The sequence below is a fragment of the Janthinobacterium sp. TPC_1 genome, from assembly GCF_056037845.1.
In genome coordinates this window covers 499,598-524,217 of record NZ_CP195157.1, presented here as the reverse complement: position 1 = coordinate 524,217, position 24,620 = coordinate 499,598, and the positions used below count along the sequence as shown (strand labels likewise).

19 protein-coding genes, 1 tRNA gene and 4 pseudogenes are annotated in these 24,620 nt (G+C 63.2%); 21 read left to right on the top strand and 3 right to left on the bottom strand.

All coding sequences use genetic code 11. The features are described 5' to 3' along the window. Positions 1-4: 4 nt before the first annotated feature. The 11 genes and pseudogenes from ACQVLG_RS02560 (at position 5) to eutC (ending at position 10,948) form a co-directional block, all read left to right on the top strand. Positions 5-1,042, top strand: coding sequence for an NAD-dependent epimerase/dehydratase family protein (locus tag ACQVLG_RS02560; protein ID WP_474292725.1), 1,038 nt, complete (start codon positions 5-7; stop codon positions 1,040-1,042). Beyond that, on the top strand, positions 1,035-1,865 hold the full coding sequence (locus ACQVLG_RS02555; protein ID WP_474292723.1) for an MBL fold metallo-hydrolase: 831 nt from the start codon (positions 1,035-1,037) through the stop codon (positions 1,863-1,865). The genes ACQVLG_RS02560 and ACQVLG_RS02555 overlap by 8 nt, the downstream gene beginning before the upstream one ends. Beyond that, complete coding sequence (locus ACQVLG_RS02550; RefSeq protein WP_474292721.1) at positions 1,862-3,157, top strand: F390 synthetase-related protein; 1,296 nt, start codon at positions 1,862-1,864, stop codon at positions 3,155-3,157. The genes ACQVLG_RS02555 and ACQVLG_RS02550 overlap by 4 nt, the downstream gene beginning before the upstream one ends. Further along, positions 3,154-3,792: a phosphatase PAP2 family protein gene (locus ACQVLG_RS02545; RefSeq protein WP_474292720.1), complete on the top strand. Its 639-nt coding sequence runs from the start codon at positions 3,154-3,156 to the stop codon at positions 3,790-3,792. Before ACQVLG_RS02550 ends, ACQVLG_RS02545 begins: the two co-directional genes overlap by 4 nt. Beyond that, positions 3,789-4,904: a sterol desaturase family protein gene (locus tag ACQVLG_RS02540; RefSeq protein WP_474292719.1), complete on the top strand. Its 1,116-nt coding sequence runs from the start codon at positions 3,789-3,791 to the stop codon at positions 4,902-4,904. The genes ACQVLG_RS02545 and ACQVLG_RS02540 overlap by 4 nt, the downstream gene beginning before the upstream one ends. Before the next feature lie 264 nt (positions 4,905-5,168). Next, positions 5,169-6,020 carry a fatty acid desaturase family protein gene (locus ACQVLG_RS02535; protein ID WP_474292718.1) on the top strand — a complete coding sequence of 284 codons (852 nt, stop codon included), beginning with the start codon at positions 5,169-5,171 and terminating at the stop codon, positions 6,018-6,020. Positions 6,021-6,087: 67 nt separating this feature from the next. Further along, on the top strand, positions 6,088-6,642 hold the full coding sequence (locus ACQVLG_RS02530) for a GbsR/MarR family transcriptional regulator (RefSeq protein ID WP_474292716.1): 555 nt from the start codon (positions 6,088-6,090) through the stop codon (positions 6,640-6,642). Next, positions 6,639-7,283, top strand: a complete 645-nt coding sequence (locus ACQVLG_RS02525; RefSeq protein ID WP_474292715.1) for a DUF4166 domain-containing protein — start codon at positions 6,639-6,641, stop codon at positions 7,281-7,283. The genes ACQVLG_RS02530 and ACQVLG_RS02525 overlap by 4 nt, the downstream gene beginning before the upstream one ends. Continuing rightward, complete coding sequence (locus ACQVLG_RS02520; protein ID WP_474292713.1) at positions 7,280-8,743, top strand: TIGR01777 family oxidoreductase; 1,464 nt, start codon at positions 7,280-7,282, stop codon at positions 8,741-8,743. The genes ACQVLG_RS02525 and ACQVLG_RS02520 overlap by 4 nt, the downstream gene beginning before the upstream one ends. Positions 8,744-8,779: 36 nt before the next feature. Next, a pseudogene (locus ACQVLG_RS02515) lies at positions 8,780-10,127 on the top strand (ethanolamine ammonia-lyase subunit EutB); the annotation flags it as partial. A 47-nt stretch (positions 10,128-10,174) separates the two neighbouring features. Then, positions 10,175-10,948: an ethanolamine ammonia-lyase subunit EutC gene (gene eutC / locus ACQVLG_RS02510; protein WP_474292711.1), complete on the top strand. Its 774-nt coding sequence runs from the start codon at positions 10,175-10,177 to the stop codon at positions 10,946-10,948. Here eutC and tsaD read toward each other — a convergent pair whose 3' ends face one another. After that, positions 10,949-11,989 carry a tRNA (adenosine(37)-N6)-threonylcarbamoyltransferase complex transferase subunit TsaD gene (gene tsaD, locus ACQVLG_RS02505; RefSeq protein WP_474292709.1) on the bottom strand — a complete coding sequence of 347 codons (1,041 nt, stop codon included), beginning with the start codon at positions 11,987-11,989 and terminating at the stop codon, positions 10,949-10,951. A 213-nt stretch (positions 11,990-12,202) separates the two neighbouring features. On the opposite strand from tsaD, the gene ACQVLG_RS02500 reads away from it, so the two are divergent. Then, complete coding sequence (locus ACQVLG_RS02500; protein WP_474292708.1) at positions 12,203-12,610, top strand: nitrite reductase (NAD(P)H) small subunit; 408 nt, start codon at positions 12,203-12,205, stop codon at positions 12,608-12,610. 88 nt (positions 12,611-12,698) lie between these two features. On the opposite strand, the pseudogene ACQVLG_RS02495 reads toward ACQVLG_RS02500, so the two are convergent. Together ACQVLG_RS02495 and ACQVLG_RS02490 are read right to left on the bottom strand one after the other, a co-directional pair. Next, positions 12,699-13,759, bottom strand: a pseudogene (locus ACQVLG_RS02495) (3-deoxy-7-phosphoheptulonate synthase). 106 nt (positions 13,760-13,865) lie between these two features. Continuing rightward, positions 13,866-14,489 carry a hypothetical protein gene (locus ACQVLG_RS02490; RefSeq protein ID WP_474292706.1) on the bottom strand — a complete coding sequence of 208 codons (624 nt, stop codon included), beginning with the start codon at positions 14,487-14,489 and terminating at the stop codon, positions 13,866-13,868. A 164-nt stretch (positions 14,490-14,653) separates the two neighbouring features. Here ACQVLG_RS02490 and ybiB point away from each other — a divergent pair, with 164 nt between their 5' ends. From ybiB to ACQVLG_RS02445, 9 genes and pseudogenes are all read left to right on the top strand, one after another. Then, a complete protein-coding gene (gene ybiB, locus ACQVLG_RS02485; RefSeq protein ID WP_474292704.1) occupies positions 14,654-15,646 on the top strand; it encodes a DNA-binding protein YbiB in 993 nt (330 codons plus the stop codon). Between the two features lie 56 nt (positions 15,647-15,702). Next, entirely contained in the window at positions 15,703-16,917 is a 1,215-nt protein-coding gene (locus ACQVLG_RS02480; RefSeq protein ID WP_474292702.1) for a BaiN/RdsA family NAD(P)/FAD-dependent oxidoreductase, read from the top strand. Between the two features lie 182 nt (positions 16,918-17,099). Then, positions 17,100-17,312: a 30S ribosomal protein S21 gene (gene rpsU, locus ACQVLG_RS02475; RefSeq protein WP_008451879.1), complete on the top strand. Its 213-nt coding sequence runs from the start codon at positions 17,100-17,102 to the stop codon at positions 17,310-17,312. A gap of 196 nt (positions 17,313-17,508) precedes the next feature. After that, on the top strand, positions 17,509-17,961 hold the full coding sequence (locus ACQVLG_RS02470) for a GatB/YqeY domain-containing protein (protein ID WP_070223119.1): 453 nt from the start codon (positions 17,509-17,511) through the stop codon (positions 17,959-17,961). A 129-nt stretch (positions 17,962-18,090) separates the two neighbouring features. Then, a pseudogene (gene dnaG, locus ACQVLG_RS02465) lies at positions 18,091-19,889 on the top strand (DNA primase). A 464-nt stretch (positions 19,890-20,353) separates the two neighbouring features. Further along, a pseudogene (gene rpoD, locus ACQVLG_RS02460) lies at positions 20,354-22,599 on the top strand (RNA polymerase sigma factor RpoD). 110 nt (positions 22,600-22,709) lie between these two features. Continuing rightward, positions 22,710-22,788, top strand: a tRNA-Ile gene (locus tag ACQVLG_RS02455). Positions 22,789-22,906: 118 nt separating this feature from the next. Then, entirely contained in the window at positions 22,907-23,824 is a 918-nt protein-coding gene (locus ACQVLG_RS02450; RefSeq protein ID WP_150131044.1) for a HipA domain-containing protein, read from the top strand. 4 nt (positions 23,825-23,828) lie between these two features. Continuing rightward, a complete protein-coding gene (locus tag ACQVLG_RS02445; RefSeq protein ID WP_077408310.1) occupies positions 23,829-24,614 on the top strand; it encodes an HIRAN domain-containing protein in 786 nt (261 codons plus the stop codon). Positions 24,615-24,620 lie beyond the last annotated feature (6 nt).

The following is a 24,620-nucleotide window of genomic DNA, read 5'->3' as shown; positions in this document are numbered from 1 at the left end:
TGCGATGAGGCGGATACTGGTCACGGGAGCGACGGGCGGCTTGGGGCGCAATGCCGTGCGCACCTTGCTTGCGCAGGGCGTGGAAGTGCGCGCCACGGGTCGCAATGCCGCCGTGGGCCGCGAACTGGAACGCATGGGCGCGCAATTCGTCGCGCTTGACCTGGCGCAAGCCACGCCGCGCCAGGTCGATGAGCTGGTACGCGGCATGGACACCGTCTGGCACTGCGCCGCGCTGTCCTCGCCGTGGGGCGCGGAGCGCGATTTCATCGCCGCCAACGTCACGGCCACGGGCCAGCTGCTGCGCGCGGCCGCCAGCCTGCACGTGGCGCGCTTCGTGCACATCTCTACCCCGGCCATCTATTTCGACTACCGCAACCGCTACGAGGTGCCGGAAACCTTCCGCCCCGACGCCTTCGTCAACGCGTACGCGCGTTCCAAGGCGATGGCGGAAAAGCTGGTGCAGGATTGCGTCGACCGCCACCGCGGCATGACGTGCGTGATCCTGCGCCCGCGCGCCATCTTCGGCCCGCACGACCAGGTGCTGATCCCGCGCCTGGCGCGCGTGCTGCAGCAGCGCGGCGGCAAGCTGCCCCTGCCCAACGGCGGCGCGGCCACCATCGACGTCACCTATGTGGATAACGTCGTGCATGCGATGTGGCTGGCCACCGTGCACAAGACCATCGCTTCCGGCGCCGCCTTCAACATCACGAATGGCGAACCGGCGCGCCTGTGCGACATCTTGCGCACCTTGTTCTGCGAGCACCTGCAGCAGCCGTTCGAAATCGTCAGCGTGCCGTACCGCGTGCTGGCGGTGGTTGCGCGCCTGATGCAGTTCGCCTCGCGCTTTACGCGGCGCGAACCGTCGCTCACGCCCTACAGCATCGGCGCGCTCAGTTTCGACATGACGCTCGACGGCGCCAAGGCGCGCAAGGTGCTCGGCTATCGTCCCGTCGTCAGCCTGCAGGACGGCATCGCCCGCACGGCGCAATGGATGCGCCAGGAAGCGGCGGCGCACAAGGTGGGCAAGGAGCGCAATGGCTAGCATCACCGCGTTTCGCGTCGGCCACTGCACCCATCCTTCGTGCATGGTCCTGAAAGGCAGCGGGCTGGCCAGCCGCTGCTTCCCTTCGCGCGCCTACCTGATCGAAACGCGCGCTGGCCTGTACCTGTGGGACACGGGGTATGCCGAACACTTCCGCGCCGCCACGTCGAAAGGCGTGTACCGCATGTACGCGTGGGTCACGCCCATCTCGTTCGACGAGAGCGAGTCGCTGCACGGCCAGCTGCGCGCGCAGGGCGTATCGCCCGGCGACATCAATACCCTGCTGCTGTCGCACTTCCACGCCGACCATATCGCCGGCCTGCGCGACTTTCCCGGCGCGCGGCTGATGGCCTCGAAAACGGGCTGGGACGCCGTGCGGGGACTGTCCGGCGTGGCCGCCGTGCGCCAGGCCTTCGTGCCCGAGCTGCTGCCAAACGACATAGCCGACCGCCTCGATTTCGTCGAAAGCGTGCCCGAGACGGCCTTGCCGGCGGCCCTGCTGCCGTTTACGCACGGGCGCGACGTCAGCGGCACGGGCGAAATCTACATCGTCGACCTGCCCGGCCACGCCATCGGCCATCTGGGCGCCTTCGTGCTGCAGGACGAAGGCTGGACCTTGCTGGCGTCGGACGCGGCGTGGGTGCCGGAAAGCTTCCAGCAGCTGCGCGGACCATCGGAACTGTCGTTCCTCATCCAGCACAAGCGCGCGCCGTACTACGCCACCCTGAACCGCCTGCACCAGCTGCACCGGTCGGGCAATGCGCGGATCCGCATCACGCATGAAGATACCAACGATTATTTGCCAGTGGCGGGCCGCCCGTGAAGCGTATTGTCTGGCTGTTGCTGTCGTACTGGCGCACGCGCCGCCTGCGTTTCACAAGCCGCGCGCAGCTGGACGCCTATCAGCAGCGGCAACTGGCGCGTTTCATCGAGGTGCTGTGCGCGCGCAGCACGTATTTTGCGCCGTACCGCAAGCTGCCGCTGGCGCAGTGGCCGACCATGAACAAGGCGCTGATGCTCGAACATTTCGATGCCATGAACACCGAAGGGGTGACTTTGGCGCAGGCGATGGACGCGGCCATGGCGGCCGAACATAGCCGCGACTTCACGCCGGCCGTGGGCGACATCACCGTGGGCCTGTCGTCGGGCACCTCGTCGCGACGCGCCGTGTTTACCGTCAGCCCCCGCGAAAAGGCGCAATGGGCGGGCGTGATGCTGGCCAAGGCGCTGCCCGACGGCCTGTTTTCCGGCGAAAAAGTGGCGCTGTTCCTGCGCGCGAACAGCAATCTGTACACGGCCGTGCGTTCGCCGTGGCTGACGTTTGCCTTCTACGACCTGTTCGCACCGTTCGACAGCCTGTGCGCGCAGCTTGCGCAATATCAACCCACCGTCATCGTCGCGCCGGCCCAGGTGCTGCGCCAGCTGGCGCTGCTCGTCATCGACGGCAGCCTGGCGCTGGCGCCGAAAAAAGTCATCTCGGTGGCCGAAGTGCTCGAAGCGCAGGACCGCGCCCTGATCGCGCAGGCGTTCGGCGCCGTGCATGAAATCTACCAGGCCACGGAAGGTTTCCTTGCCAGCAGCTGCGAACACGGCGTGCTGCATTTGAACGAAGAATATGTGCACGTCGAGCCGCAATGGCTCGACGCTGAAGAACGTCGTTTTGTGCCCGTGATTACCGACTTCACGCGCATCACGCAGCCCATCGTGCGCTACCGCCTGGACGACATCCTGATCGCGCGCGCCACGCCATGCCCGTGCGGCCGCGCCACGCGCGCCATCGACGGCATCGAAGGGCGCTGCGACGACATGCTGCTGCTTCCCTCTGCACGCGGCGGCGCCCCCGTCGCCGTGTTTGCCGACGTCTTGACGCGCGCGTTCGCGCAAGCCTTGCCGGCCGACGCCGACTACCGCCTGCTGCAGTCGGGCGATGCTGCCCTGCAGCTGCATGCGGCCCTCGACGACGCGGGCCTGGCCGCCTTGCGCGAACACCTGGCGGCGGTGCTGCGCGGCCTGGGCGTGGCCGTCGACGCCCTGGCCTGGACGACGGGCAGCGAACTGCCTCCCTTTGACCCCACCATGAAACGGCGCCGCATCCGGCGCCTTGCGACCGCATGAACCCTTCTTCCATGACCGTGCGCGGCCGCCTGCTGCATTTGCTGGCCGGCTGGGGCAGCGTCGGCCTCGTGTATTTTTCCAGCGATGTGCTGCAAGGGCAGGGGGTACTCCTGCCGGAAACGGCGCTGGACCGCGCCATTCCCTACACGGATGCCGCCATCTGGCTGTACCTGTCGTTTTTCATCCTGATCCCCTACGCCTACCTGGCGGCCGATGCGGCCCGCGTGCGCTGGCTGGCGCGCGCCATGGCGCTTTCCGCGCTGGCCTGCGGCGTGGTCTTCCTGCTGTATCCGACCACGCTCGCATATCCGCCCGTGGGCGACGGTCATGCCTGGAGCACGCAGGCGCTGCGCCTGCTGCAGGCGGCGGATTCCGCGCAAAACTGCCTGCCCTCGCTGCATGGCGCCCTGACCCTGCTGTGCGTGTGGGCCTTGTGCGACAAGCGCCATCTGCTGCGCTCCGCGCTGGCGCTGGTGCTGGGCGTGGCGATCTGCTACGCCATCATCGCGCTGCGCCGGCACGTGAGCATCGACCTGGCCGCCGGCCTGGCCGTGGGCGTGGCGGGCGGCATGTTGGCGAAAATGCAGGTATTCTGGACAGCTCGCCGCGCCATTTCCACTGAAACCGCATCATGATGAATCCCTTTGCCCTCTCTTTCCTTGTCATGCTGGCCTTCGTGCTGGCCGAACTGCTGATCCTCAAATGGGTACGCAAGACGCCCGTGCCGTGGAAGGACGTGATCTTCAACCTCAATTCCGGCCATATCCTGATGTGGGTGTTCCGCGGCGTGGAAGTGGCGGCGTTTGCCCTGCTGCTGCGCCATGTGAACCTGCACATCGTCGACCAGTGGCCCGTGGCGGCGCAGTGGGTATTCGCTTTCTTTGCCTGGGATCTGTGCTTTTACTGGATGCACCGGCTGCACCATAAGATCCCCTTGCTGTGGGCCGTGCACGTGGTGCACCACCAGGGCGAGCATTTCAACCTGTCGCTGGGCGTGCGCAATTCCTGGTATTCATCGCTGACGAATTTCCCCTTCATCGCCATCCTGGCCGTGCTGGGCGTACCGCTGGAAATCTTCCTCGTCGTCTCGTCGCTGCATTACACGGTGCAGTTGTATAACCACAATGCGCTGGTGAACAAGTCCGGCATTCTGGATAGCTTCATGGTCACGCCCTCGCACCACCGCGTGCACCATGGCACGGATAAACGCTACATCAACCGCAATTTCGGCGGCACCTTGTTGATCTGGGACAAACTCTTCGGCAGCTTCCAGCCGGAACTCGATGGCGTGGAAATGCGCTATGGCGTGAAGGGCATGACACAAACCCACAATCCGCTCCTGGCCAGCAACAGCAAGTTGTTCAAGTGGCTGCGCGCGCGCTTTCCCCACTGGCAGTCGCGCGGCACTTTCGAAGTGCCCGAGCTGTTCATCGGCATCGGCGGGGTGATCCTGTTTGGCCTCGTGATTTATTACGTCAACCACGAAGCGGCGCTGGCCGGCGCGCAGCAAGCCATCCTGTTCGCACTGATCTTTGGCGGCACCCTGGCGCTGGGCGGCTTGTCGGACGCGCGGCGCTGGGGCGCCATCGCCTGGGTCGCCATCGCGCTGGCCATGCCTGCCCTGTATCTGGGCTGGTATGGCCCGCGCGATGCGTGGGGTATGGTGTTCCTGGCCGCGCTGCTGGCGCATGGCCTCGACGGCGCGCGCCGCCTGTGGTGGCCGGCTACGGCGGGGACGCGCGCGTGACGCCGCCGGTACCCTCCCTGCCGCCGCTGCGCTTCCAGCCTGCCCGCGATTCCGCCTTCCGCCGCGAACTGCGCGCGCGCGCCGACGCCTACCTTGCCAGCGAGGGCAGGCACCGCTTTGCCGACCTGCGCATGCATGCGAAAAGCGTCTTCCTGGCCGCGCTGACGGCGGGGCTGTACGCGCTGGCCTTGAGCGCCGGCAGCAGCCTGGGCTTTGTCGCCAGCTATGTCGCCTGCCTGGTGGCGGCCGGCGCTGGCGCTGGCCATGAATACCCTGCACGACGCGGCCCACAGCGCCGTCTTCCGCCAGGGACGCCTGAATCGCATCCTGATCCGCCTGGTGGGCTTGCCCGTGGGCGTGGACACGGATTTCTGGACCATCCGCCACGTGCATTTCCATCACACGTATGCGAACGTGGAAGGCTATGACCTCACGGAACCGAACCCCTTCCTGCGCCAGACGCCGTTCCAACGCTGGTCGCCCCAGTACCGCTATCAATACCTGTACTGGCCCGTGGTGGCGGCCCTGTCGCTGCCTTACCTGAACTGGTATGGCGACTGGCTGGACCGCTTCGGCAAGACGCCCGTGGCCGCGCACAGCCGCTTGCAGGGCTGGCGCGGCTGGCTGTCTTTCCTGGGCTGGAAGCTGGGCCACGTGGCGCTGGTGCTGGCGCTGCCCATGTGGGTGCTGCAGCAGCATGGCATCGGCTGGGGCGTGGTGCTGGGCGCGTATTTCGTGGGCCAGATGCTCGCCTCGTGCGCGCTGGTGGCGCTGATCCTCGGCACGCACTGGGCCGAAGTGGAGTTTTTCCAGCCGGGGCAAGACGGCACGCTGCCGCACGACTGGTACCAGCACACGTTTTATACGGCCTGCGACTGGACGCCGAAGCCGCGCGCCTTGCGCTGGCTCGGTTACTGGCTCGGCGGCCTGAATCTGCACCTGACGCACCATTTGTTCCCCACCTGGAGCCACCGCCACTATCCGGCGCTGGCGCGCATCCTGGCCGAACTGGCGCCGCGCCACGGCCTTGTGTACCGCGAACTCGGTTACGGCCAGTTGCACGCCTCGCAGCAAGCCTTCCTGCGCGCCATGGGCCAGCCGCCCGCCCAGTCCTGACGAATCGCGCTTGACTGTTTTTCTGTTTCGTCTTACATTTCTGTAACGACAGAAATAAGAGAAAATCATGGAATTGAGTCCGACGACGCAGAAATACATTCTCCATTGGGGCGAGATGGGCACCCGCTGGGGCGTCAACCGCACGGTGGCGCAGATTCACGCGCTGCTGTTCCTGGCGAATGCACCGCTGACGGCGGAAGACATCGCGGCCAGCCTGAACGTGGCCCGCTCGAACGTCAGCAACAGCCTGAAGGAATTGCAAAGCTGGGGCCTGGCGCGCATCACGCATGTGATGGGGGACCGGCGCGACCACTTCGTCGCCCTGCAGGATGTGTGGGAAATCTTCCGCGTCATCATGGAAGAGCGCAAGCGGCGCGAGATCGACCCCACGCTGACGGTGCTGCGCGAGTGCGCGATCGAGGGCGAACAGGATGCGGCGATACCGCCGGAGACGCTGGCGCGCATGGGCGAAGTGCTGGCCTTCCTGGAAATGCTCAGCTCCACCTATAGCGACTACAAAAACCTGCCGCCGGCGACCCTGCAGCGCATGCTGTCGATGGGCGGCAAGGTGGCCAAGTTCCTCAGCCCGGACGACAAGCCGGGCAAGCCGGGAAAAGCATGAACGGCCCCTCGGAGGGAGAATTGTTCAAGAAGGTCATGGGCGAGCGGTGGCTGACCCTGCACCCTGACATCCGGCGCCGCTTCGAGAAAAATCCCGCGCCGGGCCAGCCCCTGTATTACCGGGGCGAGCTCAGTGAACTCACCAGTTCGCGCCTGGGCAAGGTGCTGGGCTGGCTGACGCGCCCCTTCATCGACGGCGCCTTGATTCCGTACGACGACCACGACTTCCCCGTCGATATCGAAGTGTATTCGCGCCCCGGCTGCCCCTTCATCTTCAAGCAGCGCACCTACCGCCTGCATGGCCGCGCGCCGATCCGCTTCACGTCCTACATGGCCGAAAGCGAAAAAGGCGAAGTGCTCGAATACGTGGGCATGGGACTGGGCATGAAGCTCGTCCTGCACGTCGAGGATGGCAATCTGCATTTCACCAGCGACGGCTATTTTTGGGATCTTTTCGGCTGGCGCATGCCGCTGCCCGGCGTGCTCACGCCCGGCAAGACCTATCTGTGCCACCGCAACGACACGCCGCAGCAGTTCAACATCCGCATCGAGATCCGCCACGCGCTGTTCGGCACCACGTTTACCCAGGCCGGCGTGTTCCGCGAATCCACCGCGCCGGAAATTCACAAGGAGACACCATGAATACGCATCTGCTGGCCCTGCAACTGATGGCGGCGCAAGGCTGCCTGGGCGCCTTCGACACCATCTACCACCATGAAATCACGGAAGCGCTGCCGCAAAAGGCGTCGGCGCGCCTGGAACTGACCATCCATGCCACGCGCGCGCTGATCTACAGCCTGCTGTTCGTGGGCCTGGCGGCCTGGGAGTGGCATGGCGCCTGGGCCTGGGTGCTGGTGATCGTGTTTGGCGTGGAAATCGTGCTGACCCTGTGGGATTTTGTTGTGGAAGATCAAACCCGCCTCTTGCCCGCCACGGAGCGGGTCACGCACACGGTGCTGGCGATCAATGCGGGTGCCTTCATCGCGCTGCTGGCCCTGAACAGCAGCGAGTGGGCGACCTTGCCGACGGCCCTCGTATGGCAGCCGTATGGCTGGCTCAGCGTCTTCCTCGCCCTGTGCGGCGTGGGCGTGGGCCTGTCCGGTCTGCGCGACGCGTATGCCGTATGGCAGCTGGGACGGCGCAAGGTGCAGGAGACGGCAGAGCAAGAGGAGCACCTGCGCTTTGCCGCCGCGCCGCAGTCCGTGCTGGTGACGGGCGCCACGGGTTTTATCGGCCAGCAGCTGGTTAGCGCCTTGCTGGCCGACGGCCATGCGGTGACGGTGCTGACGCGCCAGCCGAAGCAGGCCGCGTGGACCTTCGACGGCCAGGTGCGCTGCATCCGGTCGTTTGGCGAATTATCGGATGCGCAGCGCATCGACATGGTGGTCAACCTGGCCGGCGCGCGCATCGTCGGCAAGCGCTGGACGGACGCGCGCAAGGCGGCCCTGCGCCGCAGCCGCGTGGCGCTGACGCAGGACTTGGTGGCGTGGATCGCCCGCGCGCAGCACAAGCCGAGGGTGCTGCTGTCGGCGTCCGCCATCGGCTATTACGGCGTGCAGCCGCAGGGCGACGCCACGGAATTGACGGAGGAGAGCGCGCCGCAAGCCATCTTCATGTCGCAGCTGTGCCAGGAATGGGAAGCGGCCGCGCGCCAGGCGGAACGCTATGGCGTGCAGGTGGGCTGCATGCGCTTCGGCCTCGTCTTCGGCCACCAGGGTTCGCTGCCGCAGATGCTGCTGCCAGTCCGCTTCGGCGCGGGCGGCCCGCTGGGCAGCGGCAGACAGTGGGTCACGTGGGTGCACGTGCGCGACGTCATCCGCGCCATCGCCCATGTGGCGCGCCGCAGCGAAGAGGGTGCCGTGAATGGCGCGTATAACTTCTGCGCGCCGCAAGCCATTGAGCAGCGCCATTTCGCCCAGGTGGCGGGCAAAGTGCTGCACCGGCCTTCCTTCATGCCGACGCCCGCCTTCGTCATGCGCGCCTTGCTGGGCGAGCAGGCCGACTTGCTGGTGGAAGGCCAGAGGGTGGCCCCGCGCCGCCTGCTGGAAGAGGGATTCAGCTTCCGCTATCCGCAGCTGGAAGGGGCGCTGCGCAGTTTATAAGTTGGCGTAAGATGGGGGCCTTGGAGGAACCGAACCATGCCCCGCTTCAGCCATACGATAGACAGCCATGTTTACCAGTTCGCCAGCCTGAAGGAGCTGCTGGCGAAAGCCACGCCGCCCCGTTCGGGCGACCTGCTGGCCGGTGTGGCGGCCGCCAGCGCGCGCGAGCGGGGGCGGCGCAGCTGGCGCTGGCCGAGGTGCCGTTGTTGACATTCCTCAATGAAGCGCTGGTGCCGTATGAAGACGATGAAGTCACGCGCCTGATCGTCGATACCCACGCGCGCGCCGCGTTCGCGCCCATTTCCCATCTGTGCGTGGGCGATTTCCGCGACTGGCTGCTCGATGACGCGACGGATACGGCCACGCTGGCACGCGTCGCCGCCGGCATCACGCCGGAAATGGCGGCCGCCGTCTCGAAAATCATGCGCCTGCAGGACCTGGTGCTGGTGGCCCGCAAGTGCCGTGTCGTCACGGCTTTCCGCGATACCCTGGGCCTGGAAGGGCGCCTGTCCACGCGCTTGCAGCCGAATCATCCGACGGATGACGCCACGGGGATTGCCGCGTCGATGCTCGATGGCTTGATGCTGGGCAGCGGCGACGCCGTGATCGGCATCAATCCCGCCACCGACAATGTGGCGCAGGTGGTGTCGCTGCTGCACCTGCTCGACGCCGTCATAGCTCAGTATCAGATTCCCACGCAGTCCTGCGTGCTCACGCACATCACCAATACGCTCGAGGCGATACGCCGCGGCGCGCCCGTCGACCTGGTATTCCAGTCGGTGGCGGGCACGCAGGTGGCCAACCGCAGCTTCGGCATCGACTTGTCTCTGCTGGCCGAGGGGCAGGCGGCGGCCCTGTCGCTGGGACGCGGCACGGTGGGTCAGAACGTCATGTATTTCGAGACGGGCAGGGCAGCGCCCTGTCGGCCGGCGCCCACCACGGCATGGACCAGCAGACGTGCGAGGCGCGCGCGTATGCGGTGGCGCGCGCATATCAGCCGCTGCTGGTCAATTCCGTCGTGGGCTTCATCGGCCCGGAATACCTGTACGACGGCAAGCAGATCATGCGCGCGGGGCTGGAAGACCATTTCTGCGCCAAGCTGCTGGGCCTGCCCATGGGCTGTGACGTGTGCTACACCAACCATGCGGAAGCGGACCAGGACGACATGGACGCCTTGCTGACCATGCTGGGCGTGGCCGGCTGCAATTTCATCATGGGCGTGCCGGGCGCGGACGACATCATGCTGGGCTACCAGAGCACCTCGTTCCACGACGCCCTGTATGCGCGCCGCGTGCTGGGCCTGCGTCCCGCACCGGAATTCGACGCCTGGCTGGCGCGCATGCGGATCACGGATGCGCAGGGGAACCTGAACACGGCGCTGGCGCCCGCCTTCCAGGCTGCCCTGCTGGCCTGGACGCTTAGGGGGTATGCATGGACGAAAACCATCTGTGGCAGGCGCTGCGCGCGCATACGGCGGCGCGCATCGCGCTGGGACGCAGCGGCGTGAGCGTGCCGACCCGCGCGCAGCTGGCGTTCCAGCTGGCGCACGCGCAGGCGCGCGACGCCGTGCACCTGGAACTCGATGGCGCGGCCCTGGCAAGCGCCCTGGCCACGCAAGGGCAAGACTGCGTGCCGCTGCACAGCGCGGCCGCCACGCGCGCCGACTATCTGCAACGCCCCGACCTGGGACGCCGGCTCGACGATGTTTCACGGGCGCGGCTGGCCGGAGGTGGCAAGGGCGTGGACCTGGCCCTGGTGGCGGCCGACGGCCTGTCGGCGCTGGCGATACAACGCCACGCGGCGCCCTTCCTGGCCGCCTTGCGCGCACGGCTGGCGCCGGAAGCGTGGACGCTGTCGCCGCTGCACATCGTGGCGCAGGGCCGGGTGGCCATCGGCGACGAGGTGGGGGAATTGATAAAAGCGCGGGCCGTGCTGGTGCTGATCGGCGAGCGGCCGGGCCTCAGTTCCCCGGACAGCCTGGGCCTGTACCTGACGTGGGCGCCGAAAGCAGGCTTGCTGGACGAGCGCCGCAACTGCATCTCGAACGTGCGCCCCGAGGGGCTGGCGTATGCGCCGGCCGCCTACCGGCTGCACTATTTGCTGTCGCAGGCATTTACCAGGCAGTTGTCGGGCGTGGAATTGAAGGATGAAACGGTGGCAGAGGGCGCAGCCCTGGCGGGCGCGCGCAACTTCCTGCTGGCGTGATCAGACTTCGCGGATTTCGTCCAGCGGCCAGCGCGGGCGCACGTTGAACGAGTAATCGTGCTTGGCTGCGTCCGGATTGATCTGCAGGCGCATGGCGCCGGCAAAGGCGATCATGGCGCCGTTATCGGTGCAGAATTCCAGCTCCGGGTAATACACCTTGAAACGCTTCTTGGCGGCCGCCGCGTTGAGCGAGGCGCGCAGCTGCGCGTTGGCGCCCACGCCGCCGGCGATCACCAGGCGCTTCAAGCCCGTGTGCTTGAGGGCAGACACGCATTTGGCCGTCAGCACGTCGACGATGGCGTCGACGAAGCCGCGCGCGATGTTCGCCTTGTCCTGTTCGCAGATATTGGCGATGACCTTTTCTTCATGGTTCTTGACCACCGTCAGTACGGCCGTCTTCAAACCGGAGAAACTGAAATTGAAATCCTTCGAATGCAGCATGGGGCGTGGCAGTTTATACGCCAGCGGGTCGCCGAATTCGGCCAGGCGCGAGATGGCGGGGCCGCCCGGATAGCCAAGGCCCAGCAGCTTGGCCGACTTGTCGAACGCCTCGCCGGCCGCATCGTCCAGGGTTTCGCCCAGCATCGTGTATTGGCCCACGCCGTCGACGCGCATCAGCTGCGTGTGGCCGCCCGACACCAGCAGCGCGATGAACGGGAATTGCGGCGGATCGGACGCCAGCAGCGGCGACAGCAAATGGCCTTCCAGGTGGTGGATGCCCAGCACCGGCTTGTTGATGGCCAGGCCCAGGCTGCAGGCAACCGAGGAACCCACCAGCAGCGCGCCGGCGAGGCCCGGCCCTTGCGTGTAGGCGATGGCGTCGATTTCGGACAGACCGATGCCGGCCTTTGTCAGGGTCTCTTCGAGCAGCGGGATGGCGCGGCGGATATGGTCGCGCGACGCCAGTTCCGGCACCACGCCGCCATATTGCTCGTGCATGGCTACTTGCGAGTAGAGGGCGTGCGACAGCAGGCCGCGTTGCGTGTCGTACAAGGCCAGGCCGGTTTCGTCACAGGAGGATTCGACGCCAAGAACAATCATGAAGGTACTGAATAGGGAGGAGTAATCCGCCATTGTAAAGGAAAGCCGGGCAGTCCACCGTGCGGCCGGCGCACCATTTCGGCGGCAGTGTGCACTTGCGCAGTGCGGCGCGGGCCGGTTTTGCCCGCGATTCCGGCTGCTTTGCGCTTGTGCCGCCGGCACTGGCACCGCTCTTGCTTAGTCAAGCGTGTGCCTTTCTCGAGGGAGCTAGCAATGCCGGAACAATGGAAAATGATTTGCCGCCTGAAGGACATGCCGCTGGCGGGCGCGCGCATGGTGCAGCGGGGGCTGGCGTGGCAGGACTTGCCGGGCGTGGCGCTGTTCCGCGCGTCGGACGACACGGTTTACGCGCTGCTCGACACGGTGCCTTGCCTGGGCGGCCCGCTGGCGCATGGGGTGCTGATGGAGAAAAACCTGATGGGGCCGAAGAACGGCTGGATCATCGAGCTCGATTCTGGCCGCCTGGTGGCGCCCGTGCAGGGCATGGCGCGCATGTACGCCGTGCGCATCCTGGACGGGCGCATCTACCTGGACTTCAACGAGCTCAATATCCCGGCCAGCAAGGCGGAGCAGGCGCTGGCCGGTTCGTTCGCCGTGCTGCCGCATGTGCAGATGGCGTGATGAGGGAACGGGCGGTATGGGGTCAGACCTTCGATGCCGCTAACGTCAGGTTCGGCACCAACGCAAGCGGGGGTCTGACCCCGGCCGTTTATTTCGGACGATTGACGAGGTGCGCATGCGCATCGCGCAGCATGGTGGCCGTCGTGTCCCAGTCGATGCAGCCGTCCGTGACGGAGCAGCCGTAGGTCAGTTGCGACAGATCTTGCGGGATCTTCTGGTTGCCGCCGACGATGTTCGATTCGATCATCACGCCCACCAGCGAGCGGTTGCCCTGGCGGATCTGGTTGACCACGTCGCCCATCACCAGCGGCTGCAGTTCCGGTTTTTTATAGCTGTTCGCATGCGAGCAGTCGACCACCAGGTTGGCGGGCAGCTTGGCCTTGGCCAGCGCCTGTTCGGCGATGGCGATCGAGACCGAATCGTAGTTCGGACGGCCGTCGCCGCCGCGCAGCACCACGTGGCCGTAGGCGTTGCCGCGCGTGCGCACGATGGCGACGTTGCCTTCGGCGTTAATGCCGAGGAAGGAGTGCGGGTGCGCGACGACAGGATCGCGTTGACGGCGATGCTGATGTCGCCATCGGTGCCGTTCTTGAAGCCGACCGGTGTCGACAGGCCCGACGACATTTCGCGGTGCGTCTGCGATTCCGTCGTGCGCGCGCCGATGGCGGTCCAGGCGATCAGATCGCCCAGGTATTGCGGCGAAATCGGGTCCAGCGCTTCGGTGGCGGTGGGCAAGCCCAGTTCGCACACGTCGAGCAGGAACTGGCGCGCCTTCTCCATGCCTTCGTTGACCTTGAACGAATCGTCCATGTACGGGTCGTTGATATAGCCCTTCCAGCCCGTGGTGGTACGCGGTTTTTCGAAATACACGCGCATCACCAGCAGCATCGTGTCCTTGACTTCCTCTTGCAGCGCTTTCAGGCGGCGCGCGTAATCGAGGCCGGCGACCGGGTCGTGGATCGAGCAAGGGCCGACGACGACGAACAGGCGCTGGTCCTTGCGGTCGATGATGTTGCGCAGCGCTTCGCGGCCGCGGCTGACGGTGTCGAACGCGCTCTCCGACAGCGGCAGCCTGGCGTGCAGTTCGGCTGGCGTCGGCATGGGTGCGAAGGAGGTGACGTTGATATTTTCGATGTCTGGCGTATTCATGATTCTGGCTCGGCTTTCGCTATTGCGTTCTTTAAGAGGCAATAGTGTAGCGGAAATGCGGCCTGGCGGCGGGGATGGGGCCAAAACGGGAATGGATGAGTTGTTTTTATGGCAGGCCCGGCTCGCCGCCGGCCAGGCTGGCGCCGCACGTGCTGTGATCGAGGATGGCGGCTTCGTACTGGCGTATCTGCGCGTCCATGCAGGCGATTTGCTGGCGCAGTAATTGATGCAGCGCAATCTGGCCAGCGTGGAGATGGCCTTCCAGGCATGCCATCTCCTGCTTGCGCAGCTGCCGCACGGCTTGCAGGCGGCGCAGCCACAGGCGCAGCTCCACGTAGGCGGGCGAGGGCGGCGTCCAGGGGGCGGGGCGTGCCGCCGCGCAATACTGGGCCAGCACCACGGCGCCGCGCGCCGCGCTGTCGGGCAAGCCGCAGCCGCGCGCATATGCTTCCAGCGGACCCGGCTCGGCATCGCAGACCAGCATGCCCATCTCGGCCAGCGCGCGGGCTGGCGCCTCGCTGTACGGCATATTGAGGCGCAGACAGACGCGCAAGCCCATGACGGGCACGTCGTTCCGTTGCAGCCAGCTGCGCAGCCAGCGGTAGCCGGCCAGGTCGTTTTCCAGCACCTTGCACAGCACCTCGCCGCCCGAGAGCAGCACGGCTTTCAGCAGCAGCTTGCCCGTTTCGATGCCGACGAAGGCAGTTTCCTGTTTGATCGCGTGTGCCATGATGAGTTCCCCCCCCCTGTGCAGTCTTATACGCAGCAGCGGCGCGTTTGGATGCAGTCGCGCTGTACATTCCTCAAAGAAATATGTTGAAAAGACTGTTGCATCGGCGCCTATGGCGTCTTCCAGCCCCTCTGCACGGGGAAAAATCCGTGTAAGCTGGCGCCATGACGACTGTATCCATCCCCCATACCGATGTGGCCGGTGAGCCATTTCCCGCCGCGCGTTTCATCAAAGAAATAGGACGCGGCAAGAACGGCGCGCGCAGCATGACGCGCGACGACGCCCGCGCCCTGTACCGCGCCATGCTCGAGGGCCGCGTGTCGGACCTGGAACTGGGCGGCATTTTGTTGTCGATGCGCATCAAGGGCGAGTCCGTGGACGAGATCGCCGGCTTCCTCGACGCGGCAGAGGCGTCGTTCGCCCCGCTGGCCGCGCCGGCCGGTGAATTTGCCCCGATCATCATCCCCAGCTACAACGGCGCGCGCAAGATGGCGAATCTGACGGCCTTGCTGGCGCTGCTGCTGGCGCGCGCGGGCGCACCCGTGCTCGTGCATGGCGTGACCAGCGACCCGGGCCGCATCACGACGGCCGAAGTGCTGGCCGCGCTGGGCGTGCCCGCCTCGCTCGACCATGCACAAGCCGAGGCCGCCATGGCGCGCGGCGAAGCGGCCTTCCTGCCCATCGAGGCGCTGGCGCCGCGCCTGGCGCACATGCTGTCGCTGCGGCGCGTGCTGGGCGTGCGCAATTCCACGCATACCCTCGTGAAAATCATGCAGCCGTTCGCCGGGCCCGCCCTGCGCCTGGTGTCGTACACGCACCCGGAATACCTGGAAATGCTCGGTGAGTATTTCCTGACTGCCTGTGATCCCGCGCGCGGCGACGCTTTCCTGATGCGCGGCACGGAGGGCGAAACGGTGGCCAACGCCAACAAGGCGCAGCAGATCGACTGGTTTCACGGCGGCGAGCGCACGGTATTGGTGGAAAAGCAATTGCTGGTGGAAGAACTGCCGCATCTGCCGGCCGAACGCGATGCGGCCACCACGGCGGCCTGGATCGCCGCCGTGCTGCGCGGCGAGGTGGCCGTGCCGCCGTCGATCGCCGGACAGGTGGAGCAATGCCTGATGGCATCGCGGCAGATTGCAGCACGGCCGCGCTAGCCGCGCCGCCGCAGTTTACAATGGCGTCTTTGTAATCAGCGGTGACCGGAATTCTTATGGCAAAACAATTTGATGTGGCAGTGATCGGCGCAGGCGCGGCCGGCATGATGTGTGCGGCTGTTGCCGCCCAGCAAGGCAAGCGCGTGGTGTTGATCGATCACGCGGCCAAGCTGGCCGAAAAGATCCGCATCTCGGGTGGCGGACGTTGCAATTTCACTAATGTCAACGCCACCCCGCAAAATTTCCTCTCGGAAAACCCGCATTTCTGCAAGAGCGCGCTGTCGCGCTACACGCCGCAGGATTTCCTCGCGCTGGTGAAAAAATACCGGATCGGCTACCACGAAAAGCACAAGGGCCAGCAATTCTGCAATGAATCGGCCGAGCAGATCATCGACATGCTCAAGGACGAGTGCGCCGCCGGCGGCGTGCACTGGCGCATGCCATGCAAGATCGACAATGTTGTCCAGCAAGCGGACGGCGGCTTCGTGCTGCAGACGGACAGCGGCGACATCGAGACGGCCAGCATCGTCATCGCCACGGGCGGCCTGTCGATCCCGAAGATCGGCGCCACCGACTTTGCCTACCGCATCGCCAAACAATTCGACCTGGCGATGGTCGAACCGCGTCCGGCCCTGGTGCCGCTGACGTTTGACCCGGCCAACTGGGCGCCGTTCGCGGAATTGTCCGGCATCGCGCTGGAAGTCGATGTGGAAACGGGCAGCCTGAAAGGCCGCAAGGCAACGGGCGCGCGTTTCCGCGAAGATTTGCTGTTCACGCATCGCGGCCTGTCGGGCCCGGCGATTTTGCAGATTTCCAGCTACTGGCTGCCGGGCGAACCCATCGTCATCAACCTGCTGCCGGAAGTGGACGTGGCGCAGACCTTGATCGAAGGCAAGGGCACCCTGAAGAAGCAGCTGGGCAATATCGTCGCCCAATGGCTGCCGCAGCGCCTGGCCGACTGCCTGCTGGCCACGAACGGCCTGGCGCCGGACGCGCGCATCGCCGACATGCCCGACGCGCAGCTGCGCAAGCTGGGCCAGGCCATCAATGCCTGGTCCATCGTGCCGAACGGTTCCGAAGGCTACCGCAAGGCGGAAGTGACGCGCGGCGGCATCGACACGCGCGAGCTGTCGCAGCAGACTATGATGGCCAATAAGGTGCCGGGCCTGTATTTCATCGGCGAATCGGTCGACGTGACGGGCTGGCTGGGCGGCTACAACTTCCAGTGGGCCTGGGCTTCCGGCGTGGCGGCAGGTATTGCCTTGCAGTAAGCAAGTCTGTAGGATGGGGTTCTGGCGCCCGGTGCGCCGCCCCCGGTGCGTGGTTTACGCCACATTCCGCCAGTGACTGCAGGCTGCATGCCGCACGCAAGTGGGGAGGGGCTTCCCTTTCGCAATAAAAGCTGCTACTATCTATCTCTTCCTATACACCACCTCAACGGTTTGAATTTTACATGACCACTATTCGCCTTAAAGAAAACGAGCCGTTCGAAGTCGCAATGCGTCGCTTCAAACGCACCATCGAAAAAACGGGTCTGCTGACCGAATTGCGCGCACGCGAATTCTACGAAAAGCCAACAGCTGAGCGCAAGCGCAAGCTGGCAGCTGCTGTCAAGCGTCATTACAAACGCATCCGCAGCCAACAACTGCCGAAAAAATTATTCTAAGACTGTTCAGTCAGAACCAACCCGGGTAGTTCGGCGCATTGTTCGCCACGGGTTTTGTTTTGATTCGCCTGGAGTGATACTTCAGATGAGTCGCATACCCGCTCCGGTTCGCCGCAGCGGGTTTTCGCTTTTGTGGCCCGTACTTGTTTCTGGCCGCGCACGAGCACCGTTCCCATACTGACCAACGAGGATTGCCATGAGCTTGAAAGAACAAATTACCGAAGACATGAAAAACGCCATGCGCGCCAAGGAAACGGGCAAGCTGGGCACGATTCGCCTGTTGCTGGCGGAAATCAAGCGCAAGGAAGTCGACGAGCGCATCGAATTGACGGATGCCCACGTGACGGCCATCGTGGAAAAGATGATCAAGCAGCGCAAGGATTCGATCACCCAGTTCGAAGCCGGTGGCCGCGCCGACCTGGCCGACATCGAAAAAGCCGAACTGGTGCACCTGATCGGCTACATGCCTGCCGGCCTGTCGGACGAGGAAGTGGCGGCCGAAGTGGCTGCCGCCGTGGCCGCCTCGGGCGCCGCCGGTCCGCAAGACATGGGCAAGGTCATGGCCATCGTCAAGCCGAAGCTGGCTGGCCGCGCCGACATGACGGTGGTGTCCGCGCTGGTCAAGAAAGCCTTGACGCCGGCCGCGTAAGCAACAATAGTAGCAAGGGCTGCCAGCCGTCGCGCTGGCAGCCTGTTAACAGCCCACACGTTGACCTGGCTCAACCTCCGGCCACGTGCGGTAGTATAGTCTGACCTATAACAAGACCCGCCCTCGCCAGTGATACCTCAATCCTTCATTTCCGATTTGCTCAACCGCGTCGATATCGTCGATGTCGTGGGCCGCTATGTGCAGCTGAAAAAAGGCGGCGCCAATTTCATGGGCTTGTGCCCGTTCCACAGTGAAAAGTCGCCCAGCTTTACCGTCAGTCCCACCAAGCAGTTCTATCACTGCTTCGGCTGCGGCGCGCATGGCACCTCGATCGGCTTCCTGATCGAATACTCGGGCATGGGCTTTGTCGATGCCGTCAAGGACCTGGCGCAAAACGTCGGCATGGTCGTGCCGGAAGCGGACGACAAGATCCCGCCGGCCCAGCGCGCGCAGATCCAGGCGCAAAGCCTGGCCCTGTCCGACGCCATGACGCAGGCGTGCGATTATTACCGCGGACAATTGCGCCACGCGCCGGAAGCCATCGCCTACCTCAAAAACCGGGGCTTGACGGGCGAAGTGGCCGCTCGCTTCGGCATGGGTTTCGCGCCCGGCGGCTGGGATAATCTGCGTTCCGTGTTCCCCGATTACGACGTGGTGGCCCTGGCCGAGGCCGGTCTCGTGATCGACAAGGTCGATGAAGAAGGCAACAACCGCAAGCGCTACGACCGTTTCCGCGAACGCATCATGTTTCCGATTCGCAATACCAAGGGCCAGGTCATCGCCTTTGGCGGCCGCGTGCTCGACCATGGCGAACCGAAATACCTGAACTCGCCGGAAACCCCCTTGTTTTCCAAGGGTTTCGAACTATATGGGCTGTTCGAGGCGCGCCAGGCCATCCGCGACGCCGGCTACGTGCTGGTGACGGAGGGTTACATGGACGTGGTGGCGCTGGCGCAGATGGGTTTCCCGCAAGCGGTGGCGACCCTGGGTACGGCGTGCACGCCCACCCACGTGCAAAAACTGCTGCGCCAGACCGATAACGTGATTTTCAGCTTCGACGGCGACAAGGCCGGCCGCCGCGCCGCGCGCCGCGCGCGCTGGAAGCGAGCCTGGCCCACGTATCGGACAATAAAACGATCAAATTCCTGTTCTTGCCGTCGGAACACGATCCGGACAGCTATATCCGGGAATTCGGCGCCGAGGGTTTTGAGCAGCAAGTGCATGAAGCGATGCCGCTGTCGCAATTCTTGCTGAAAGAAGTGTCGGGCGAGCATGATTTGTCGGAACCGGAAGGGCGCGCCCGCGTGCAGTTCGACGCCAAACCGCTGCTGCAGCTGATGGCGCCGTCGTCCCTGCGCCTGCAGATCGTGCGCGGCCTGGCGCAGCTGACGCAGTCCACGCCGGCCGAGATCGAAGCCCTGTTCGAACTGGCGAAACCCGTTGCCGTGGCGCACCGCGCGCCGCCGAAATCGGGCCGTCCCGTGCCCGTGGGCCTGGAATTGAAGATCATGCGCATGCTGGTGGCGCATCCGCCGTTGACCTTGCGCATCGACGAAGCGGCGCTGACGGCCTTCCAGCACCTGGGGCCGGACGCGGCGCACAGCCTGGGGCAGCTGGTGGCCGTGGGCCAGGCGCTGGGCGAGCACGGCAGCTTTGCCGCGCTGGCGCAGCAATTGAAGGAGCTGGGCAGCGAATACGACGAGATCATCGGCGAGATCGCGGCCGGTACGGAATCCGATTACGACAGCGAATTGTCGTGGCTGGTGAGCACCATCCGCGAGATCAAATTGAATGCCTTGAAGGCGGAATTGCAGCAATTGTTTGCGTCGGGTTTGCCATCGGAGAAAATTGGTGTACGCTACCGCGAAATCATGCAGGAGCAAGGCGAGCTGGAACGCGAGCGCGATGCCGAGTTGGTGAATCGCTAACCTTGCTCTGAGGGTATGTCGCGCACTGGAAAAACATTTTTCGCGTGCTATAATTAAATGCTAAGTATTGTGTGCTTTGGCAAGCTAGTTCTGTTTCGTAAATAGTATTTGTTTTCAGTAAGTTAGGCTCTTGATCGGCGCGGTGGATCGTGTCGGCAGCCAGGGCCAACTGGCGGTTTCGGCGTTGCGGGCAAGGCTCGCAGACGCTGGCAAGCCGCGCCAGGCTCTCGCTCCCAACGCGGTCGATGCAGGAATTTTTGCCGAGGCGGCTGGCAACAGCCGGTGGACAGGAATTGCTGCGCTTCCCGCGGATCGTGGCCGATGAGGTGTAAGTAACGTAACAGTGTCGAATTTGCGTAGTCGGCAGGTTCGAAGATGGTGGTTCCCGCAGGTAGACAGGGAACTGGCAGCAAACTTTATCCTAATCCACCGTAAAGCAAGTCGTTGTGTAATCGAAAGCGCCTGTGCCAATCAAGAAACCCGAATCCAAAGCGGCTGCAAAGCCCACTAAAGTTACCACGAAAGCCGAAAAGGCGCTCGACCGGCCAGAAGCGCGCGTGACCAGCGCGCCGCCTGTGGTCAGCCAGACCACCGACGCCGCCACCCTGGCGGCCATCGATACGTCCGGTTATGTCTTGCCGTCGGTAAAAGTGCCAGGCCGCCGCGGCCGCAAGCCCAAAGAATTCCAGCCAGAAAATGATGAAGTCGCCGCGCTGAACGCCGTCGAGCGGGCCGAGCTGAAGGCCGTCGACAAGGCCAAGGCCAAGGACCGCAAGGCGAAAGAGCGCGCGCTGCTGAAGGATGCGTTCTCGTCCGATACGGAAGCGAGCGAGGAAGAACTCGAGCGCCGGCGCCAGAAACTCAAGACCCTGATCAAGTTCGGCAAGGAGCGCGGTTTCCTCACGTATGCGGAAATCAACGATCACTTGCCCGAAAAAACATCGTCGATCCGGAAGCCATCGAAGGCATCATCGGCACCTTCAATGACATGGGCATCGCCGTCTACGAACACGCGCCCGATGCGGAAACCTTGTTGTTGTCCGATAACGTTGCCGTCGTCACCAGCGATGACGAGGCGGAAGCGGCGGCCGAGGCCGCATTGTCGACCGTCGACTCCGATTTCGGCCGCACCACCGACCCCGTGCGCATGTACATGCGCGAAATGGGCTCGGTCGAGCTGCTGACGCGCGAAGGCGAGATCGAGATTGCCAAGCGCATCGAAGATGGCTTGAAAGACATGATCCAGGCCATTTCCGCCTGTCCCGTGACGATCGCCGAAATCATCGCCGCCGCCGACCGCATCGCCAACGAAGAGATCAAGATCGACGAAATCGTCGACGGCCTCGTCGATGAGAACGAACCGGTCGCGGCCGCTCCTGTCGTGGCCGCTCCCGTCGAAGAAGACGAGGAAGAGGGCGAAGCGGAAGAAGAGGAAGAAGAAGAGGAAGAAGAAGCGAGCGCTTCGGGCGCCGCCGGCTTCTCCGCCGAACAGCTGGAAACGCTGAAACGCACGGCATTGGAAAAATTTGCCGTCATTTCGCAGCAATTCGACAAGATGCGCCGTGCTTTCGAGAAAGAAGGCTACAACTCGAAACCGTACGCCAAGGCGCAGGAAGCCATTTCGCAAGAGTTGCTGGGCATCCGCTTCACGGCCAAGGTCGTGGAAAAGCTGTGCGACACCCTGCGCGGCCAGGTCGATGAAGTGCGCCATATCGAGAAGCAGATTCTCGACGTGGCCGTGAACCGCTGCGGCATGCCGCGCGCCCACTTCATCAAGGTCTTCCCGGGCAATGAAACCAACCTGGACTGGGTCGATGGCGAAGTCAACGCGGGACACGCGTACAGCGCCATCCTGGGCCGCAACATTCCGACCGTCAAGGAACTGCAGCAGCGCCTGATCGATCTGCAGGCTAGAGTCGTGCTGCCGCTGCCGGACTTGCGCAATATCAACCGCCAGATGGCGGCCGGTGAAATGAAGGCGCGCAAGGCCAAGCGCGAAATGACGGAGGCCAACTTGCGCCTGGTCATTTCGATCGCCAAGAAATACACGAACCGGGGCCTGCAATTCCTCGATTTGATCCAGGAAGGCAATATCGGCCTGATGAAGGCCGTCGACAAGTTCGAGTACCGCCGCGGCTACAAGTTCTCGACGTATGCGACCTGGTGGATCCGCCAGGCGATTACCCGCTCGATCGCCGACCAGGCGCGCACGATCCGCATTCCCGTGCACATGATCGAGACGATCAACAAGATGAACCGGATTTCCCGCCAGATCCTGCAGGAAACAGGCGCGGAGCCCGATCCGGCCACCCTGGCGATCAAGATGGAGATGCCCGAGGACAAGATCCGCAAGATCATGAAAATCGCCAAGGAACCGATCTCGATGGAAACGCCGATCGGCGACGACGACGATTCGCACCTGGGCGACTTCATCGAGGACAACAACACCCTGGCCCCGGCCGACGCAGCGCTGCACGCGTCCATGCGGGGCGTGGTCAAGGATGTGCTCGACTCCCTGACGCCACGCGAAGCGAAAGTGCTGCGCATGCGTTTCGGCATCGAGATGTCCACCGACCACACGCTGGAAGAAGTGGGCAAGCAATTTGACGTGACGCGCGAGCGCATCCGCCAGATCGAAGCCAAGGCGCTGCGCAAGCTGCGCCACCCATCGCGCTCCGACAAGCTGAAAAGCTTCTTGGAAGGCAACTAGAAGCCAATAGGGCTTGACGTACGCCCCTGATACCCCTATCCTCGCGTGTCCGTTTCCAAAACGGCCGCGCGAGGCGGGTATCAACAGCGCCGCCACGCCGCAGTCCCCCTGGGCCTCTAGCTCATGCTTGGTTAGAGCAGCGGACTCATAATCCGTTGGTGCCGTGTTCGACTCACGGGAGGCCCACCAATAAAAACAAGGACTTAGGTGAAAATCTAAGTCCTTTTTTCTTGGCTTAATTTTCTATGTAGGCACTGTGTAGGTTTTCCCTATAAGTCTGTGGTTCTTTATGTCCGAGGCTGCCAAAATGTTTCCTATCGTAAGTGTGCCCCCTGATGCGGCGGAGTTATCCGAGCAAATGGGTACAAAATTCAAGTTTTGGTACCTGGACGCCCAGCGGCGACGTACCCTTTTCAAAGAAGGGCGTCCAGGTACCGGCGAAAATTGGGCGGAAAAGATTGCCGCTGAGTTGGCCGAGCTTTTGGGTATTCCGCATGCCCACTATGATCTTGCAGAATGGAATGGACGTAATGGTATTATTTCGCCCTCCCTTGTTAAGAAGGGTGACCGCTTAATTCATGGGAATGAGTTGATCGAAGGTAAGGTAACCGTGGCGCGCGGCGACGAGAATTTACGATACTATGAACAGCGAAGTCACATCGCTAGTCGGGCATTCCAGTTGCTAAAAAAGAATGCTGACATTATTGCACCCCCACAGGGTTATTTGCCTGGAAATGGCGTAGACTCAGCTCTAGGCGTGTTTGTAGGGTACCTACTTTTTGATGCTTGGATCGCAAATCAGGACCGGCATTCCGAAAACTGGGGGGTGGTAAGCAGCGGAGGCCAACTCTTCCTGTCCGCCTCCTATGATCACGGCTCAGGTCTGGCGCGAAACGAAACAGATGAACGGCGCAAGATTATGCTCAGCACTAAGGACAAAGGGGCGTCACTAGAAGCCTACGCGAACAGAGCTCGCTCGGCATTCTACCCGCACGCTGCGGGCGACGCTAAGGTGAAAGCGTATTTCACTCATGTCCTTTTTCAACTTTCACATAAAGAGGATGAGCGGGCAGGTGATATGTGGATAGAGCGTCTGGCAAGCATCGCTGATGCAGATATAGCGGACATAATCAATCAAGTTCCCGGTCAGTTGATGACCGACGTTGCAAGGGAATTTACAGCCAAATTGCTGAGAATAAATATCAATAGGTTAATTGTTAGGTAGAATCATGAGCACTCTTTTTGTCGCGTGGCAGCAACCCGATTCCAGGGAGTGGATTCCGGTCGCTAAGCTAGAGCACAACGGTAGCACGTATGCATTTTCGTACACGCAGGGCATTTTCCGCGCTAAGGACTTCCGCCAGTTTAGCGGCATGCAAAATGTGGAGGCTGTTTATGAGTCACCTCGATTATTCCCATTGTTTGCAAACAGGCTGATTAGTAAGTCTCGGCCAGAGTTCAAGGATTATTTAAGGTGGTTAGGCTTATCCGATATGGATGAGAAGCCTATGGCAATTCTAGCCCTCACTGGAGGCATTAGAGGCACCGATTCCATTGAACTGTTCCAGCCACCTGAAGTATCTGAACAAGGGCAATATCATCTAGAGTTTTTTGCACGGAGCTTGTCCCACTTACCTCAAGCTGCAATAGACCGTATCCGGTTGCTGGAGAAGGGCGAGCGTATTTATCTCATGACTGACCCGCAAAATAACTTTGATGCGCAGGCGGTCGCCATGCGGACCGGTACACCGTCGTGGTTCTTGGGATATTGCCCGAAATATTACGCCCAAGATTTGGGCTCGCTTCTTAGTAATCCAGAATGTGACCTTCAAGTCACTGTGAAGTGTGTGAACTTGGATGCGCCGTCAAATATGCGACTGCTATGTTCTGTTACCGCAAAGGTTCCTTGCGAGTTTTCGCCCCTGAGTAAAGAGCGTGATTTTCTTCCTGTCGATGGAATTCCGCAGGAATGGAAAAGCCTTACAAACACGCTGGACGGGATTCTGCTCGGCTAATTTTCA